General features: G+C 71.6%; 15 protein-coding genes. 10 read left to right on the top strand and 5 right to left on the bottom strand.

The features are described from left to right. Positions 1-2 precede the first annotated feature (2 nt). Positions 3-1,409, top strand: a complete 1,407-nt coding sequence (locus DAETH_RS20375) for a sensor histidine kinase (RefSeq protein ID WP_264778452.1) — start codon at positions 3-5, stop codon at positions 1,407-1,409. Next, entirely contained in the window at positions 1,406-1,921 is a 516-nt protein-coding gene (locus tag DAETH_RS20370; protein ID WP_264778451.1) for an IclR family transcriptional regulator, read from the top strand. The genes DAETH_RS20375 and DAETH_RS20370 overlap by 4 nt, the downstream gene beginning before the upstream one ends. Positions 1,922-2,229: 308 nt before the next feature. Here the strand turns inward: DAETH_RS20370 and DAETH_RS20365 are convergent, their stop codons facing one another. The 5 genes from DAETH_RS20365 to DAETH_RS20345 form a co-directional block, all read right to left on the bottom strand. Next, positions 2,230-2,385: a hypothetical protein gene (locus DAETH_RS20365; protein WP_264778450.1), complete on the bottom strand. Its 156-nt coding sequence runs from the start codon at positions 2,383-2,385 to the stop codon at positions 2,230-2,232. A 171-nt stretch (positions 2,386-2,556) separates the two neighbouring features. After that, positions 2,557-4,542 carry a putative bifunctional diguanylate cyclase/phosphodiesterase gene (locus DAETH_RS20360; protein ID WP_264778449.1) on the bottom strand — a complete coding sequence of 662 codons (1,986 nt, stop codon included), beginning with the start codon at positions 4,540-4,542 and terminating at the stop codon, positions 2,557-2,559. A gap of 207 nt (positions 4,543-4,749) precedes the next feature. Beyond that, positions 4,750-7,575, bottom strand: coding sequence for a sensor domain-containing protein (locus DAETH_RS20355; protein WP_264778448.1), 2,826 nt, complete (start codon positions 7,573-7,575; stop codon positions 4,750-4,752). A 172-nt stretch (positions 7,576-7,747) separates the two neighbouring features. Continuing rightward, a complete protein-coding gene (locus tag DAETH_RS20350) occupies positions 7,748-8,473 on the bottom strand; it encodes an alpha/beta hydrolase (RefSeq protein WP_264778447.1) in 726 nt (241 codons plus the stop codon). A gap of 119 nt (positions 8,474-8,592) precedes the next feature. Further along, positions 8,593-9,873, bottom strand: coding sequence for an FAD-binding protein (locus DAETH_RS20345; protein WP_264778446.1), 1,281 nt, complete (start codon positions 9,871-9,873; stop codon positions 8,593-8,595). A gap of 76 nt (positions 9,874-9,949) precedes the next feature. Here DAETH_RS20345 and dinB point away from each other — a divergent pair, with 76 nt between their 5' ends. The 8 genes from dinB to DAETH_RS20305 all read left to right on the top strand — a co-directional run bounded on the left by dinB (position 9,950) and on the right by DAETH_RS20305 (position 17,729). Then, positions 9,950-11,038 carry a DNA polymerase IV gene (gene dinB / locus DAETH_RS20340; protein ID WP_264778445.1) on the top strand — a complete coding sequence of 363 codons (1,089 nt, stop codon included), beginning with the start codon at positions 9,950-9,952 and terminating at the stop codon, positions 11,036-11,038. A gap of 148 nt (positions 11,039-11,186) precedes the next feature. Beyond that, positions 11,187-11,852 carry a GntR family transcriptional regulator gene (locus DAETH_RS20335; RefSeq protein WP_264778444.1) on the top strand — a complete coding sequence of 222 codons (666 nt, stop codon included), beginning with the start codon at positions 11,187-11,189 and terminating at the stop codon, positions 11,850-11,852. Between the two features lie 26 nt (positions 11,853-11,878). Continuing rightward, positions 11,879-13,039: an ABC transporter substrate-binding protein gene (locus DAETH_RS20330; protein ID WP_264778443.1), complete on the top strand. Its 1,161-nt coding sequence runs from the start codon at positions 11,879-11,881 to the stop codon at positions 13,037-13,039. Positions 13,040-13,106: 67 nt separating this feature from the next. Further along, positions 13,107-14,273, top strand: coding sequence for an ABC transporter substrate-binding protein (locus DAETH_RS20325; protein WP_264778442.1), 1,167 nt, complete (start codon positions 13,107-13,109; stop codon positions 14,271-14,273). Positions 14,274-14,331: 58 nt separating this feature from the next. Then, positions 14,332-15,219, top strand: coding sequence for a branched-chain amino acid ABC transporter permease (locus DAETH_RS20320; RefSeq protein ID WP_264778441.1), 888 nt, complete (start codon positions 14,332-14,334; stop codon positions 15,217-15,219). Then, positions 15,216-16,223 (top strand): branched-chain amino acid ABC transporter permease, encoded by a 1,008-nt coding sequence (locus DAETH_RS20315; RefSeq protein ID WP_264778440.1) that lies wholly within the window; start codon positions 15,216-15,218, stop codon positions 16,221-16,223. The genes DAETH_RS20320 and DAETH_RS20315 overlap by 4 nt, the downstream gene beginning before the upstream one ends. After that, a complete protein-coding gene (locus tag DAETH_RS20310) occupies positions 16,220-16,984 on the top strand; it encodes an ABC transporter ATP-binding protein (protein WP_264778439.1) in 765 nt (254 codons plus the stop codon). The genes DAETH_RS20315 and DAETH_RS20310 overlap by 4 nt, the downstream gene beginning before the upstream one ends. Next, positions 16,977-17,729: an ABC transporter ATP-binding protein gene (locus tag DAETH_RS20305; protein WP_264778438.1), complete on the top strand. Its 753-nt coding sequence runs from the start codon at positions 16,977-16,979 to the stop codon at positions 17,727-17,729. The genes DAETH_RS20310 and DAETH_RS20305 overlap by 8 nt, the downstream gene beginning before the upstream one ends. The last annotated feature ends 121 nt before the right edge of the window (positions 17,730-17,850 follow it).

Raw genomic sequence — 17,850 nt, 5'->3', positions numbered from 1 at the left:
CCTTGAGAAGCCTGCGCGCCCGGCTCGTCCGCGCCTTCACCCTGGTGAGCCTGCCCGCCCTGCTGCTGCTGGCCGGGGTGACCTTCGGGTACGCCCGGCACACCTACCTGGCCCTGCGGGAGGCGGAGGTGCTGCGCGAACTGGACAACAACATTCGGGCACACTACCGCTGGAGGGGCACCCTGGCGGGGCTGCAACCCCAGGAGCCGCCGCCCGAGGAGCGCAACCTGGAGCCGGAGCGTCGCCCGCCGCCGCCGACCTCCCTGCCTCCCTTCCTGGTGCTGGACCCGGAGTTTCGCGTGCTGAGTGGCGTCCCCGGTTACCCGACGGGGGCGGTCCTCCCCGCCGCGCGGCGGGCCGGGCTGCGGGAGGTCCGGGTGAACGGGAAGGCCGTCGCCTACCTGTACGCCACGGGCACGCTCCCACCCCTCGACGCGCAAAGCCAGACGTTCCTGACGCAGACCGCCCTGCTGCTGCTGGGGGCCGTGGGACTGGCGGCCCTGCTCGCCACCGGGCTGGGGGCCGCCGTCTCGCGCCACCTCCTCGCGCCGCTGCGGGCCCTGCAACGCGGAGTCCGGTCCCTGACCGTGGGCCGCGCGCCCCAGCCCCTTCCCGCAGGTCCGCCGGACGAGCTGGGCGAGCTGCTGGCCGCCTTCAACGCCATGACGGCGGAGCTGGAGAGGCGCCGGGTGGCGAGTCGGCAGTTGAGCGCCGACATCGCGCACGACCTCACCACGCCGCTGAGCGTCATGCGCGCCACGCTGGAGGCGATGCTGGAGGGCACCCTGAGCCCCACGCCCGAGAGATTGACCCGCCTCCACACCCAGACGGGGCACCTGCTGCACCTGACCGGGGACCTGCGCCTGCTGTCGCTCGCCGACGCGGGGGACCTGACCCTGCACCGCCGGGAGGTGAGCGTCGGGGCGCTCCTCGCCGGGGTGGTGGCCGCCTTCGAGGACCGAGCCGGGCACGCGGGTGTGACGCTCACCGTCCAGGCTGCCGGGGGGCCGCCTGCCTGGATCGACCCGGTGCGAGTCACCCAGGTTCTGCACAATCTCGTTCAGAACGCCCTCAACCACACGCCGCCCGGGGGCACGGTGACGCTTGGCGCCGAGGCACCGGAGGCAGCGACTTGGCGCCTCACCGTGCGGGACACGGGGCGGGGCATTCCCCCCGAACATCTGGAGCGGGTCTTCGACCGCCTGCACCGCGTCGATGATGCCCGGAGCGCCCCCGGCAGCGGCCTCGGCCTGAGTATCGCCCGCACCCTGGCCGAGGCGCACGGCGGCACCCTGACGCTGGAAAGCCGGGTGGGCGAGGGCACGACCGCCACCCTGACGCTGCCCCGGACGGACCGGGCCGAGCCCGGACGCCTCCTGGAAAAATCGAGAGCCCCGAGGTGGGGGTGACCCAGGCCGCCCGCGCGCTGGGAATGTCGAAGTCGAGCGCCCACGCGCTCCTCACCACGCTGACGCAGATCGGGCTGCTGCACCGCTTCGTCACCGGGCGCTACCGGCTGGGCTTCCGGGTGATGGCGCTCAACGCCGTGCTGATGTCGCACACGCCCTGGCGCGCCGTCGCCTGCGAGGAGATGACGCACCTCGCCGAGGTCGTGAGGGAGACGGTGCATCTGGCGGCCTTCGACGGGGGGCAGGTGATCTGCATCGACAGGGTGGAGGGCCACCCGCCGCTGACGGAGACCCGCGTCGGCGCCACGTTGCCCCCTCACGCGACCGCCCTCGGCAAGGTCATCCTCGCGCACCGGCCCCAGGCGGACATCGAGCGCGCCTTCGCGTCGGGGCCGCTGCGGGCGTACACGCCGAACACGATCACGAGCCGCGACGAACTCCTCTCCGACCTCGCCCGCACCCGCGAGCGGGGCTACGCCCTCGCCATCGAGGAGCGGGTGACCGGCGTGTGAAGCGTCGCCGCCCCCATCCGCGACCTCAACGGCGAGGCCATCGCCGCGATGAGCATGTCGAGCGCCACCCGCCGCTTCGGGCGCCACAAGGCCCGCCTCATCGAGGGGTTGCGCCCCGCCACCGACGCCGCCTCCCGCCGCATCGGGTATGACGGAGGGCGGGCTGTACTGGCATCTGGTGGACGGCGAGGTGACCCTGCGGCGAACGCCCCTGCGCCGCGAGGACAAGACCTGAGGGGGGTTCATGGGGGATACCCGCCCGCCTCGTCACGACATGCGCGGGCGCGGCGTCCGTCCTCCCCGCGTCGTCAGCCGCCGCAGGCATCCCTCGCCCGGCCCAGGTTGGGGGCGTGGCCGAGGCCGACCCCGGCGGGCAGGGTGGCCCGGCGGTTCGCGCTTCTCCCAGCCAGTTTCCCCCGACCTGTCCCCCCCCCGCTGAACTTCCCGAACAGGGCGGGAGACATGGGCGCGCCCAGCGGCGGCGGGACTCCAAAGGAGGAGAGGGAATCAGTCCCGAAATTGCCCTCGAGGAGAGGGCGAAACCGCGTTTCCAAAGACGAGGACGAGGGCCTGTCGCCCCCCAAAGCCTTACGGGGAGCGCGCCCCTCTTTCTTCTTTCGGCGTTCGGCGCGTTCTCAACTCGTGACCTCGTGGCCGGACGAGGGCCCACGCGCGCCCTGCAAGAAGAGCGCGGCCGCCCCCGGGCTCAGCGGGCGGGAGAAGAGGTAGCCCTGCCCGTAGTCGCAGCCCAGCCCGCGCAGGGCGTCGAGCTGCCCCGGCGACTCGACGCCCTCGGCGACCACCCGCAGGCCGAGGTGACGGGCCATGCCGATCATCGTGCGGACGAGTTCGGCGCTCTCGGCGCTGGCCGACATGCGCGTGATGAAGGAGCGGTCGATCTTGATGACGTTGACCGGGTGGTGCTGGAGGTAGCCCAGCGAGGAGTAGCCGGTGCCGAAGTCGTCGATGTGCAGCCCGATGCCCAGGGCCCGCAGGCGCCCAAAGTTCGCGCGGGCGACCTCCGAATCCTGCACGAGGACGCTCTCGGTCATCTCGATGCGCAGCAGGTGTGGGTCGAAGCCGGTCTCGCGCAGGATCTCCTCGACCCGCTCGCACAGGTCGGGCTGGGCGAACTGCTGCCCGGAGAAGTTCACGCTGAGGCTGAGGGGGCCCGCGTGCGGAACCTCCCGCCGCCAGGCTTCCATCCGGACGCAGGCCTCGCGCAGCACCCAGCGGTCGAGGTCGAGGATCAGCCCGCTCTCCTCGGCGACCGGGATGAACTGGACGGGGGAAACCGGCCCCAGGGTGGGGTGCGACCAGCGCACGAGCGCCTCGAAGCCCTCCGGCTCGCCGCTGCTCAGGGCGACGATAGGCTGGTACTCCACCGTGAGCTGCCCGTCCCGCACGGCGCGGCGCAAGTCGCGCTCCAGGGTAATCAGGTTCAGCGCCTCGGCGCGCATCTGGGCGGTGAAGAGCTGGTGCCCGGCCCGGCCCCGCGCCTTGGCCCGGTACATGGCGATGTCCGCGTCGCGCAGCACGTCCTCCGGGCAGGTGTGCGCGGGGTCGGCCAGGACCACCCCGATGCTCGCCGACATCTGCACGTCCTGGCCTCCCAGGGAGAGCGGCGTTCCCAGCGCCCGCTGAACGCGCTCGGCGGCCCGCAGCGCCCGCCCCGGGTCCACCTCCTCCAGCAGGATCACGAACTCGTCCCCGCCCATGCGCGCCACCGTGTCGAGCGGCCGGACACACTCCCTGAGCCGCCCCGCCATCTCGACCAGCAGGGCGTCCCCCGCCGTGTGCCCGAGCGAGTCGTTGACCCCCTTGAAACGGTCGCAGTCGAGGAGCAGCACCGCGAAGCCGCTGCCCGGCCGACGGTGGTACCGCTCGACGGCCTGCCCCAGCCGGTCTCGCAGCAGCGCGCGGTTCGGCAGGCCGGTGAGCGCGTCGTGGAAGGCGTCGTGCTGAAGCTGCTCGTTCAGCCGCCGCAGCTCCTCGGTGCGCTCGCCCACCCGCCGCTCCAGTTCGCCGTTCAGCGCCTGGAGGGCGTCTTGCGCCGCCCGCCGCTCGGTGACGTCGCGGCCGTACCCCAGGACCATCTCCAGCCGCTCGTCCGGGGCGAACACCGGGTTGAAGTGCCGCAGGTGGTGCCTCGGCTCGCCCCCGGGGGTGGTGAACGTCTCCTCCCAGGAGACCGGACGGCCCCCCTCGACCGCCGCCCGGAAGCGGGCCTCGCGGCGAAGGGCCACCCCCGGGTCGAAGCCCCGGTGCTCGACGTACTCGCGGTCGGTGCGGCCGATGATCCACGCCCGGATGGCGTCGTCGCGGATGGCCGCCCGGTTGCAGAAGAGGTACCGCCCCCCGGGGTCGAGCACGGCGACCTCCACGGGCAGCCGCCCCAGGATGCCCTCGTAAAAGGCCCTCTGCTCCTGCCCGGCCTGCGCCGCCCGCTGCCGCTCGGTGGCGGCCTGAGCGCGGTCCTCGTCGGCCCCGGCGTAGGCGCCCTCCACCTGCGCGAGGAACTGGCGCCAGACCCCGGGGTCCGGGGGCGTGGCCTCGTCCAGCCCCAGCGCCCGGAGTTGCCGCTCCAGCAGGGGATGGGTGACTCCAGCCTCAGTCGCCACGGGGGACCGGGACGGGACCACGCCCCTCGGCGGGGCGGAACGGTCGGGCGGGGGAGACGTGGGCTGCGGACATGCCTTCCTTTCGGGCGCGGAAGCTGGGACTGTGGACGTATTTCCCCGTGAAGGTAGGCGCGGCCGCCTCACAGGAGGCTTACTCCGGGGGCCCCTCCGAGGATAAAGGTGGAGCCGTTCGGAGCCGGGTGGCCCTCAGCGGGCCGAGGTGATCCGGCGCCCCTCCAGCAGGGCGCCGAGCGCCCGCGCGTCCTGGGGCCGTCCCGTGAGGTAGCCCTGCACGTAGTCGCAGGCGTGCTCGCGCAGGAAGTCGAGCTGCGGGGGGGTCTCCACCCCCTCCACGGTGACCTCCAGGCCGAGCGCCCCGGCGAGGTTCATCACCGCCTTCACCAGGGCCTCGTCGCGCCCGGCCGCCGGGAGGCCGCTCGCCACGCCCGCCGTGAAGGAGCGGTCGATCTTGAGCCCGTCGATGGGGTACTGCTTGAGGTAGGCGAGGTTGGAGTAGCCGGTGCCGAAGTCGTCCACGACCACCCGCACCCCCAGGTCCTTGAGGCGGTGCAGGGTTCCCAGCGCCTCCAGCGCCTGCATCAGCATGCTCTCGGTGAGTTCGAGTTCGAGCCGCTCCGGACTCAGGCCCGAGGTCTGGAGGGCCCAGGTCACCGTCTCGATCAGGTTGGGCTCCAGAAACTGCCGGGCGGAGAGGTTCACCGACATCCGCAACTCGGGGGCCAAAGAGGTCCACGCCACGGCCTGCTCGCAGGCCTGCCGCAGCACCCACGCCCCGATGGGCACGATCAGCCCGGTCACCTCGGCGAGGGGAATGAAATCGGCGGGCGGCACGAGGCCGAGTTCGGGGTGCTGCCAGCGCAGCAGGGCCTCGACCCCCACCATTCTCCCGGTGCGCGCCTCCCACTGCGGCTGGTAGTGCAGCACGAACTCCTGGCGCTCCAGGGCGCGGTTGAGCGCGGTTTCCAGCGTGATCGCCGCCAGGCGCTCCTCGCCCCCCTGGGTGTACACGGCGTAGCCGCCGCCCCGGCGCTTGGCCTGGTACATCGCGGTATCGGCCTGCTGAAGCAGGTGCTCGACCGCCGTCGCCGCGTGGGGAAAGACCGTGAACCCGATGGAGGGCCGCACGAAGACCTCGTGCCCGGCGAGGCCAAAGGGCTGGGTGAAGGTGTGGAGCAGCCTCTCGGCCGCCGCCTGGATGCCCGGCGGGGTGGCGCTTCCCCCCAGCACGAGCAGGAACTCGTCGCCGCCCATGCGCGCCAGGGTGTCGCCTCCCCCCAGCGCCCCCCGCAGCCGGGCGGCGACCTGCTGGAGAAGGGCGTCGCCGACGCTGTGTCCCAGGGTGTCGTTGATCAGCTTGAAGCGGTCGAGGTCCATCAGCCCGACGGCGATGGGTCTTCCCGCCGCCTGCGCCTCGGCCAGGGTGCGTTTGAGTTCGCGCTCGAACAGCACCCGGTTGGGCAGGTTGGTCAGCGGGTCGTACAGGGCCTGCCGCTCCAGCGCCGAGTTCGCCCGGTACCGCTCGATCACCAGGGCGGCGAGCCCCGCGCCCGCGTCGAGCTGGGCCCGCTCGTCGGCGTTGGGGGGCGCGGCGTCCTTGCCGAGCAGCAGGACGGTGCCCAGCCCCTCGCCCTCGCCGTTCCGAACCGGGTGCCGCCAGACGTGCCAGGTCCTCGGGGCCGCGCCGAAAGGCAGGGTGAAGCTCTCCTCCGCCGCGCGGGCCGCCACCCGCCCCCAGCTCTCGCGCTCGTGCTCGGCGTCCCCGTGGACGGTATAGACCTCGGGCGGTTCTCCGGGCAGCACGACCGCCGCCCGCCGCCCCTCGAACTGCCGCTCCAGGGTGCCCGCCAGCCGCGCGAGCACCTGCGAGAGGGGCGCGTTCTTCGCGGCGAGTTCGAGGACCCGGGCCCGCTCACGGTCGAGGTGCTCGGCGAACTGCTTGCGCTCGGAGATGTCGCGCTGGATCGAAATCCAGTGGGTGTACCAGCCGGTCTCGTCGGCGACGGGCGCGATGGACAGCTCGACCCAGAACTCGCTGCCGTCCTTGCGGTAGTTGACGACCTCGACCTGCACGCTCTTCCACTTCTTCAGGGCCTCGCGGATCTTGTCGAGCGCCCGGCGGTCGGTGCGCGGCCCGTGCAGGAGGCGGGGCGTCTGGCCGAGCACCTCCTCCAGCGAGTAGCCCGTCGTGCGGGTGAAGGCCGCGTTCGCGTACACGATGCGCGGCCCCGGCAAATCCTGGGGCTCGGCCTCGGTGATCAGGACCGAATCGTTCGCGTGCGCGAGGACCGATTCCAGCAGGGCGAGCTGCTGCGCGGCCTGGTGCCGTTGCCCCTCCTCGCGCGTGACCTCCTGCGCCGTGCCCACCAGCCCGCCGGGCAGGGGCGCGGCCGTCAGCGTCACGTCCACCTGCCCGCCGTCCGGGCGCTCCAGTTGCAGGTGTTGCGGCGGGGTGGGGTGCTGCCCCCGCGCCACACTGCGCCGCAGGGCCGCGAAGGCGCTGCGCAGGCGGTCGTCCTCGACCTCACGCCCGAGCACCCGCTCGCCCGGCAGCCCCAGGGTCTGCGCCGCCGCCGCGTTCCACTGCTTGACCAGCCCCTCCAGCGTCAGAGAGTACACGGCCAGGGGTGCGGCCTGCACCATCGCCTGGAGCTGGTCGTGCGCCTGTTGCAGCGCCGTCTGCCCCGCGTACAGCGCCCACTCGTGCCCCAGGGCGGTGACGAAGGGGTGCGGCCCCGTCCCCGTGTGCTCCGGCAGGGAGTTCTCCACTCCCCAGAGCGTCAGGGTCCCGCTCAGCCCCTCGTGCCGGAAGGCGAGCGTCGTCCCCTCCCCGGGGTCCCCGTCGCCCGGTTCCTGGCAGGGTGGCTGGCCGCCCCGCCAGGAGGTCTCGCCGTCGGTCAGCGTGAGCAGCGCGCTCCGCGCTCCCGTCAGGCGAACGTAGAGGTCCAGCAGCGCCGCGAAGGCGGTGTCCGGAAGGGTGCCGAGAAGGGAGAGGTCGTGCGGTGCCGAGGACATAGCCACCCCTGGGGAAGGGAGAGAGACGCGGGAGAGAGGAGCCGGGCCGCCGTTTGGAACTCCAGCCGCCCGGAAGAACTCGTTCAATAATGAACAGCCCCACGCTTGCAGAACTCTTACCCGCAGGGTGACTTAAGTGAGGACTGGGTGCCCGCAAACAATGTCCCTGTCCCTACGGTGACCCCAGGAAGCGGAGCACCGCCGCCCAGTACCCCTCGGTCACGGCCACCTCCGTCGTCTTCGCCGGGTCGAGGTTCGCCGCCCCGCGCAGGCCGAAGCCCGGGGGGACATACTGCGCCCGGCGCGCCGAGCCGACCGCCGCGAGGAGTTCCCGCGCTCCCCCGATCTCGAAGGGCTCGTTGCCGCTCGTGACGAAGACGGGCACCCGCACCCGGCGGGCCTCCGCCAGGGCGTCCAGTTCGAAGAGGTCGCCGGGGAGGGGGCTGAACGCCAGAATCCCCGCGAGGTCGGGGTGCCGCGCCGCGAGGGGAAAGAGCAGGACGCCGCCCTGGCCGCTGCCCAGCGCGAAGATCGGCTGCCCGGGGGAACGCGCCCTCAGCCAGGCGAGCGCCACGTCGAGGTCCCCCAGCGCGTCCGCCTCGGTCAGAATCCGCTCCCCCAGCCCCTCGACCGTGCGGTTGCGGTGCCCGTCGTACTCACCCCCGAACCGCCCGTCGAGCGCGAGCGAGGCGTACCCCTCCCGCGCGAGCCGGGGAGCGACCCCGCCAAACTCGTGCAGGTTCTGCCCCGCCGCGTGCAGGAGGAGCACCGCCCCCCGGGGCCGGGCGGGGGAGACGAACTCGCCGTACAGAACGAGGCCGTCGGCTGCCCGAAGTTGCACGGGTGCGGCGAGCGAGGCGAACAGGGCGAGCAACAGGGCCAGGACGAGGTGGCGCATGGAACCTCCGGGAGCAAAGGGAGGGAGGATGGGCGTGGAATCGCCCCCATGATGCGCCTCCCCCCGTGCCCGAGCGGTGAGGCAGATTCGGTTGTTCGGGGCGGGGTGCCGCCTCCCGTTCACTCGCCGAAGATGTACGTCTCCAGAAAGGCGTTGCGAAACTTGCCCTGCGGGTCGTACGCCGCGAGCAGGTCCCGGAAGTCGGGCAGCCTCGGGTACGAGGCTCGCAGGTCGGCGGGCGACAGGGTGAAGACCTTGCCCCAGTGCGGGCGGACGCCGAACGGCGCGAGCCGGGCTTCGAGGGTCGGCAGCAGGTCCCTCACCGCCCGCTCGTCCGGGCGCCAGGTGAAGTGGACGGCGACGGAGTCCTGCCCAAAACAGGGGCTCATCCACAACTCGTCCGCCGCGACGGTGCGGACCTCGGAGACCTGGAGGAGCGGGGCGAGACGGTCGCCGATCTCGTGGAGGGCGCGCAGGGCGGCGGGACCGTGCTCGCGGGGCACGAAATATTCGCTCTGGAGTTCCTCGCCGCTGCTGGGCGTGTACTCCAGCCGGAAGTGCGGCAGCCGCTCGTGCCAGGGCCCCGGCACCCCCATCTGCGGCGTGCAGTTCACCGCCGGAATACCCGGGATGGGGTGGCGGTCCTCCGGGGCGAGTGTCGCGCCGAACCACTCGGGCCCGGGTTCGTGGGAGTCCCCCTCCGCCACCCGCCGCTTGAGCCAGACCTGATGGAAGCGTCCGCTCGCCCAATCGGTGAAAAGGCTCACGCTGCCCGCCGCCGACATGATCTCCCCGAGGTGGGCCTCGGCCTGTTCCAACGTCAGCCCCTCGTACAGGTCCTGGCGCACCTGATAGGTGGGAATGACCTCCAGCGTGAGCCCCGTGACGACGCCGAGGCCGCCCAGCCCCACGACCATGCCCCCGAACGCCTCCCCGTGCCGCTCGTGGGAGAGGGAGACGAGCTTCCCGTCCGCCGTCACCACGTCGAGGGCGCGGACGCTCGTGGCGAGGGTGCCCAGGCGGCTGCCCGAGCCGTGCGTGGCCGTCGCGCAGGCTCCCGCCACCGAGATGTGCGGCAGGGAGGCCAGGTTGGGCAGGGCGTACCCCCGCGCGTGCAGGAAGCGGCCCAGCTCCCCGTACCGCACCCCGCCCTCCACGGTCACCGTGGCGCGCTCCGTGTCCAGACCCACGACCCGGTTCAGGTGCTCCAACGAGAGCATCGCCCCGGTCGTGTCCGCCACGGCGTTGAAGGAGTGGCGCGTGCCCGACACCTTCACCCGGCCCGCGCGGGCGACGAGGGCCTGAAGCTCCTCCACGCCTCGCGGGCGGTGCCAGCTCGCCGCGTGGTAGGTGTAGTTCCCGGCCCAGTTTCTGGGTTGCGTGGTCGGCGGCTGGGTCATCTCCTCCATTGTGCCGCCTCGAGACCTGTAAGCCCCCGCACTCGCCCCGGCCCGCCCGCCGCGCCACACTGCCCCCATGACGCGGCTGATCGTGCACGTGGACATGGACGCCTTCTACGCCTCCATCGAGGTGCGCGACCGGCCGGAACTCACGGAGGAGCCGGTCGCCGTGATCGCCACCGCCCGCAAGGGGGCCGTCATGACCGCCAACTACGTCGCGAGGAAGTACGGCGTGCGGAGCGCCATGCCCGTCCACTTCGCCCTGCGCCGCTGCCCGGGGCTCGTCCTCATCCCGCAGCGGATGGAGGTGTACCGCGCCGTCTCCGTCCGAATCCACGAGGTCTTCGCGCGCTACACGGACGTGATCGAGCCCCTGGCGCTCGACGAGGCCTACCTCGACGTGACCCGGGAGGGGCGGACGCTGGCGGACGCGGAAGAGAAGGCCCACTTGATCCAGGCGGACATCCTGGCCGAGACGGGGCTGACCTGTTCGGCGGGAGTCGCCGAGAACAAGTTCCTCGCCAAGCTCGCCAGCGGGATGCACAAACCCGCCGGGCTGACGGTCATCCGCCCCGGGGAGGTGGACGCCCTGCTCGCCGCCCTGCCCGTCGAGGAGTTCCACGGGGTCGGCCCAGTGATCGCGGGGAAGCTGCGGGCGGGCGGTATCGGGACGGGGGCGGAGTTGCGCGCCCGGTCCCTCCCCGACCTCCAGGCCCTGCTGGGAGGCGGCAAGCTCGCGCCCCGGTTGTACGACCTCGCGCGTGGGGTGGACGAGCGGCCCGTCGAGGCCCACCGCGAGGCGCAGTCCATCGGGGTCGAACACACCTTCGACGAGGACCGGACGACGCGGGGGGCGCTGCTGGCGGAACTGCCGGTCGTTACGGCGGAGGTCGCGGCGCGCCTCTCCAAGCGCGGCTACGTGGGCCGCACGGTCGTCCTGAAGCTGCGGTACGAGGACTGGACCCCGGTCACGCGCCGCAGGACGGTCGACCGCCACCTGGGCGAGGCTGGGGAGATTGCGGAGGTCGCCGCGAGCCTCCTCACCCCGGACCTGCTGGCGGGCCAGGGCGTGCGCCTCCTGGGCGTGAGCGTCATCAATCTGGTTCGGAGGGGAGAGGCAGAGGCGCGAGGGGGGGCTCCTCTCCGTTTCCCTCCCCCCACGTGAGCGGGACCAACCCCGCAAGAGCCGGGGATCGTCGGCGAGGCGGAAGAAACCGGCCCCCACCCCTTGCGCGCCCGCCTGTTACATGTAACACTTCATTCGTTCCTCAAGTTTTTCATCCACCGTCTGCCGGGTCTCCCGGCGAGAGGAGGTGCCTTCTCTGCTGCTTCAACCCATCGCCAGCGCGCGGGTCGTGGACGCCGTGCGGGAGCGGCTGCGCGCCGCGATCCTCTCGGGGGACCTCGCGCCGGGCACCCGGCTGAGCGTGCCCGAACTCGCGCGGCAACTCGGGGTGAGTCGCTCGCCTGTGCGGGAGGCGGTGCTGCTGCTGGTGGGGGAGGGGCTGGCGGTCGAGCACTCGCGCCGGGGGGTGGAGGTCACGCGGCTCGATGTGCCGGGGCTGCTCGAACTGTACGACCTGCGCGCGGCGGTCGAGGGACTGGCGGCCTGCCTCGCGGCGGGGCGGATGACGGGGACCGACCTCGCCGCTCTACGTGGGGTGCTCGACGCCCAGGGCGCGGCGGCGGTGGCGGACCCCCGGGGTTTCCGGGATCTCGACGCCCGCTTCCACAGAATCATCGTGCAGACCTGCGGCAACGGTCGGCTGGCCCGCCACGCCGAACTCCTCGCCCGCGAGATGCGCCTGGCCGGGCCCCTCCTCCTCGATCACCCCGACCACCTGCGCCGGAGCCACGAGGAACACCGCGCCGTCGAGCACGCCCTGCGCCAGCGCGACGGCCCCGGCGCCGAGGCCGCCATGCGGGCCCACCTCACCCGGGTCGCGCAGGCTGTCCGCACCCACCACGCCCATTCCTGAACACACTCTCTCCCCAAGGAGTTCCCATGCGGAAAATGACCCTCTTCACCCTCAGCCTCACCCTGCTCGGTGCCGCCCAGGCCCAGGGCGGCGGCACCATCAAGATCGGCGCGATCACGTCAGTCACGGGCCGCTTCGCCGAGTTCGGCAAGATGCAGCTTGCGGGCTTCAAGGTCGGCGTCGAGGAGGTCAACCGCAAGGGCGGCATCCTCGGGCGCAAGGTTGAACTCGTGATCGAGGACAACGCCTCGGACGTGAACAAGGGCCTCGCCGCCGCCGAGCGGCTGGTCAACGCGGGCGTGCCCCTCGTGATCAACGAGTACTCGTCGAGCCTCGTCAAGGCGCAGGCCCAGTACCTCGCCCGCCAGAAGGTGCCCGTCCTGGTGGTCACGAGCAGCGGCGACGACATCACCAAGCCCGGCAACGACTACGTCTTCCGCCTCAACCAGCCCGCCACCGAGTACGCCCGCGTCATCCTCAACATCTTCCGTGACAACAAGTTCAAGACGATGGCGGTCATCGCGGGGACGGGCGCCTTCGAGAAGAGCGTGGCCGACGCCGCCCAGGACCTCGCAAAAAGCTACGGCATCACCATCGTTGAGGACCAGCGGTACGACAAGGGCCTCACCGACTTCCGCCCGGTCCTCAACCGCATCAAGGCCAAGAATCCCGACGGCATCCTGATGGTCTCCTACGCCGAGGACTCCGTCGCCCTGATGCGCCAGGCCCGCGAGGTCGGCGTGAAGCCCCGTCTCTTCGCCGGGGGCGCGGCGGGCTTCGCGCTGCCCGAGTTCGTGAAGGACGCCGGGAGCGCCGCCGAGAGTGTCGTCACCGCGACCGCCTGGATTCCGCAACTGCGCTACGCGGGCACCCAGAAGCTCAACGTGGAACTCAAAAAGGCGCTGGGCGGTCAGGACCCGAGCTACCACGCCGCCCAGGCCTACGCGGGCGTCCTCGTCGCCGCCGAGGCGATCCGCCGCGCCGGGGGCACCGACCGCGAGAAGGTGAAGGCGGCCCTCAACGGCCTGACCATGCAGACCGCCTTCGGCCCGATCCAGTTCAAGGACTACGAGGGCTTCCGCAACCAGAACCCGCTGGCGATGGTCGCCCAGCAGGTGCAGGGCGGGGCGTTCGTGCCCGTGTATCCCAAGACGGTCGTGCCCCGCAAGATCAAGTTCGAGCGGTAAAGGGAGGGCGGGTGGGTCGGCCGCCCCGCGACACTTCCAAACGCTCCAGCCTCCCCCAGGAGTCCCCATGCGAGCAGTCCAAACCGCCAGTCTCCTCGTCGCCCTCGCCACCCTGACCGCCGCTTCGGCCCAGAGCACGGTCAAGGTCGGGGCCGTCACCAGCCTCTCGGGACGCTTCGCCACCTTCGGGCAGATGCAGCGGGCGGGCTTTCAGGTCGCCCTCGACGAGATCAACGCCAGGGGTGGGGTGAACGGCTCGAAACTCGAACTCCTCCTCGAAGACGACGCCAGCGACACCAACAAGGCGCTCAACGCCGCTGAGCGGCTGGTGAACGCGGGCGTGCCCGTGGTGATCGGCGCGTATTCCTCGGGCATCACCAAGCCCCTGTCGCAGTACATGGCGCGGGTCAAGGTTCCCCTGCTCGTGGCGACGGCCGTGGACGAGACGATCACCAAGCCCGGCAACGCCTACACCTTCCGGGTCAACAACCAGTCGAGCATCTACACCCGCAGCCTGATCGAGCAGCTCCGGAAGATGGGCGGCATGAGGACGGCCGTGATCCTGACGAGCAACGACGCCTTCGGCAAGAGCGTGCTCAGCGACGCGAAGAAGCTCCTGCCCGGCGGCGGCTTCACCGTGCTCTCCCAGGACACCTACGACAAGGGGCTGGCCGACTTCCGGCCGCTGCTGAACCGCTATAAATCCCAGAATCCCGACGTGGTGATCTTCGCCTCCTACGAGGAGGACGCCGTGGCCCTCGCCAAGCAGGTGAAGGAGGTCGGCCTCGCCCCCAGGGTGATCGCGGGCATCGCCACCGGCTTCGCCCTGCCGGAGTTCCTGAGGGGCGCGGGCGCGGCGGCCGAGAACTACCTCGTCACGATGGTCTGGAACCCGGACGTGAAGTACCCGGGCGCCCAGAACCTCTACACCCGGCTCAAAAAGGCCCTGAACGGCGAGGAGCCCTCTCAACACGCCGCTCAGAGCTACGCCGCCATGCTCGCCGCCGCCGACGCGATCCGGCGGGGGGGCACCGACCCGGAAGGGGTGCGGGCGGCCCTGGCGCAGACGAAACTGAACACCGCCTTCGGCCCCGTTTCCTTCCGCACCTACGGCGGCTACCAGAACCAGAACAGCGTGGTCGGCCTCGTCACCCAGATTCAGAAGGGCCAGTTCGTCACGGTGGCCCCGGCGACGGCGGCGCGCGGGAAGGTCGTGTTCCCGAAGCCGCGATAGCAAGGAGAAGAGGGGGTCGGCCTCCCTCTTTTTCGCCTCCCCTCCTCCTGGAGCCCACATGGATCAAGCCGCCGTCACGGCACTCCTGCAAACGCTCGCGCAGGGCCTCCTCACCGGGGGGCTCTACGCGCTGATCGGCACCGGCCTCAGTCTGATCTTCGGGGTGATGCGGGTGATCAACTTCGCGCACGGCGACTTTCTCGCCATCGGCATGTTCATCACGCTGGCGCTGTTCCGTGCCTTCAACCTCGATCCCTACCTCAGCCTGCTCGTCGCCGCGCCCGTGGGCTTCGCGCTGGGGTTCGTGATCCAGCGGTTCGTCCTGGCGCGGCTGGGTGACCGGCTGAGCGAGGGGAGTATGCTCGCCACCCTGGGCATCGGCCTGATCGTCAGCAACACGCTGCTGCTGACCTTCGGGGCGCAGCCGCAGAACATCAACGTCCCCTACGCCACGAACACCTTCCAGCTCGGCGGCGTGCAGGTCAGTATTCCCCTCCTCATCGCGGGGCTGGGGACGGCGCTCGCCATCGCGGGGCTCAACCTGCTGCTCTACCGCACCGAGCTGGGCCGCGCCATCCGCGCCACGGCCCAGAACCCGCTCGGGGCGGAGTTGCAGGGGGTCAAGACCACCAACATCCAGGCCATCGTCTTCGGGCTGGGGGTGGCCTTCGCCGCCATCGCGGGCGTGCTGCTGATGCCGCTGCTCTACGCCTTTCCCACCGTGGGCGAGAACTACACGACGAAGGCCTTTATCGTGACCGTCCTCGGCGGGCTGGGCAATCTGCCCGGCGCCATCGCGGGCGGGCTGGTGCTCGGGGTGGTGGAGTCGCTGGGAGCCTTTTACATCAGCAACAACTACCGCGACGCCTACGGGCTGGTCGCCTTCCTGCTCGTGCTGCTGCTGCGCCCCGAGGGGCTGTTCGGACGGACGGTGAAGCGCGTATGACGGTCACCGCCCCCCTGCCCGCCGCCCGGCCCCGGGCGCTGACCTTCGGCAACGTGTGGCTCAGCCTCGCCCTCCTCGCCGTCATGCTGCTCTACCCCTTCGTGTTCGGCAAGGCGCTGAACTTCGGCGTCTCGACCCTGGTCTTCGCGGGCCTGGCGATGAGCTGGAATATTCTCGGCGGCTGGGCCGGTCAGCTCAGCCTCGGGCACGCCGCCTTCGTCGGGGTGGGGGCGTACACGATGACGCTGCTCGCCACGCCCGAGCGGGTCCCAGCCTTCCTCGGCGGGCCGGTCGCCCCGTGGTGGGGTGCGCTGATCGGCATGGGCCTCGCCGTCCTGCTCGCCGCCGTGTGGGGGGCGCTGACCTTCCGGCTGCGGGGGAGCTACTTCGTGCTGTCCTCCATCGCGGTCGCGCTCGTGCTGCGGCTCGTCGCCATCAACGAGGAATTTACCGGCGGGTCCGAGGGCCTGTTCATGCCCGAGCTGCCCACCCTCTTCGGGCTCGACCTCTTCGACCGCCGGGTGGAGTACGGCCTCGCCCTCGCCTTCGTGGCCCTCACCCTGCTCGTCACCCACCTCCTGCGGCGCTCGCGGCTGGGGTACGCCCTCCAGGCCGTGCGCGAGGACGAGGACGGGGCGCGGGCGCTCGGGATCGACCCGGCGCGGATGAAGCTCGTGGCGTTCATGCTCAGCGCCGCCCTCACGGCGCTGGGCGGGAGCCTGTACGCGGTCTACCTGCAGGCCTTCGAGCCGCACACCCTGCTCGAACTGCCCGTCTCCGTGCAGATCGCCCTGATGGCGATCATCGGCGGGCGGGCGAGCATCCAGGGGCCGGTGATCGGGGCGCTCTTGCTCGCCACCTTCGGGGAGGTCTTCCGCACCGTGTTCGCCAGCGCCAACCTGCTGATCTACGGGGTGCTGATCCTCGCCGTCACGCTCTTCGCCCCGAACGGCGTCCTGGGCCTGTTTCGCAGGGGCGGGCGCAAGCTGGGGACGGCGCGATGACGGCCACGGTCCCCGACCTCATCCCGCATCCGGCCCCCGCCGCCGCGCCCCTCCTGACCGCCGAGGGCGTCACCGTGCGCTTCGGCGGCGTGACGGCGGTGAAAAACATCAGCCTCGCGGTGCGGCCCGGCGAGATCCTGGGGCTGATCGGGCCGAACGGGGCGGGGAAGACTACCCTCTTCAACGCCCTGACCGGCTTCGTGCGCCCCAGCGCGGGGCGGGTCACCTTCGCCGGGCGCGACGTGACCCACGTCCAGCCGCAGGCCCGGGCAAAGATGGGCATGGCCCGCACCTTCCAGGTCGAGCGGCCCTTCGAGGACCTCAGCGTGCTCGAAAACGTCCTCGTGGCGGCCTTCCTGCGCCACCGGGGGCGGGTGGCGGAGGACCGCGCCTATTCCGTCCTGGAGCGGGTGGGCCTCGCCGACCGGGCGACCCAGCCCGCCTCGCAGCTCAACCTCGCCCGGCGCCGCCGCCTCGAACTCGCCAAGGCGCTCGCGCTGGAGCCCCGGATGCTCTTTCTCGACGAGAGCATCGCGGGCCTCAACCCGCCCGCCCAGCAGGAGATGGTGGCCCTGATCCGCACGCTCGCGCAGGGCGGGCTCGGCGTCGTGATGGTCGAGCACATCATGCACGTGATCATGTCGCTGTCCGACCACGTGATCTGCATGGCCTTCGGGGAACTCCTGGCGGAGGGGCACCCCCAGGCCGTCGCTACCCACCCCGACGTGGTGCGGGCGTACCTGGGAGACGACCATGACTAGCGTTCAGCCCGCGCCCGTCCCCGCCCCCGTCCGTGACCGCGTGCTCAGCGCCGAGGGGCTGGAGGTCGCCTACGGCGAGGTGCAGGTCGTCTTCGGGGTCGGCCTGCACGTGGACAAGGGCGAACTCGTCGGCCTGGTGGGCGGCAACGGCAGCGGCAAGAGCACCATCCTGCGCGTGCTGTCGGGGATGCTGCGGGCCAGGGCGGGCACGGCCACCTACCGGGGCCACAACCTCAACGGGGTGCCGCCCCACCGGATCACCGACCTCGGCGTGGCGCACGTGCCGATGGGGCGGCAACTCTTCGGGCAGATGACGGTGGAGGAAAACCTGCTGATGGGCGCCTACCTCCCGCGCACGCGGGCGAACCGGGCGGCCAACCTCCAGAAGGTCTACGACTTCTTCCCGCGCCTGACCGAAAAATGCCTCACGCCCGCCGCCGCCCTCTCGGGGGGCGAGCAGCAGATGGTTGCCATCGGCCGCGCCCTGATGAGCGAGCCCGAGGTCCTGCTGATGGACGAGCCGAGCCTGGGTCTGGCCCCCCTCGTCGTGTCCGAGGTCATGCGCGTGATCGGCTCGCTGCGCGAACTCGGCCTGACGGTCCTCCTCGTCGAGCAGAACGTGCGGCAGGTCCTCAAGGTCACCGACCGCACCTACGTCCTCGAACTCGGGCGCCTCGTGAAGGAGGGACCGAGCCGGGAGCTGATGGGCGACCCCGACATCATCCGGGCGTACTTAGGCGTCTGACACCGAGCCGGATGTGTCGCTGCCCCGCGCCCGACCGGTGCGGGGCTTTTGCTGGGTGTGGGGTGGGTACTTCACCCCCGCTGGGCCAGCGGTGCTCCGCTCAGGACGCTGGGAAACGAGC

The organism is Deinococcus aetherius, assembly GCF_025997855.1.
GTDB classification, from domain to species: Bacteria; Deinococcota; Deinococci; order Deinococcales; family Deinococcaceae; genus Deinococcus; species Deinococcus aetherius.
Note: the sequence above shows the minus strand (reverse complement) of the source record. Positions and strands in the feature narration are given on the sequence as shown.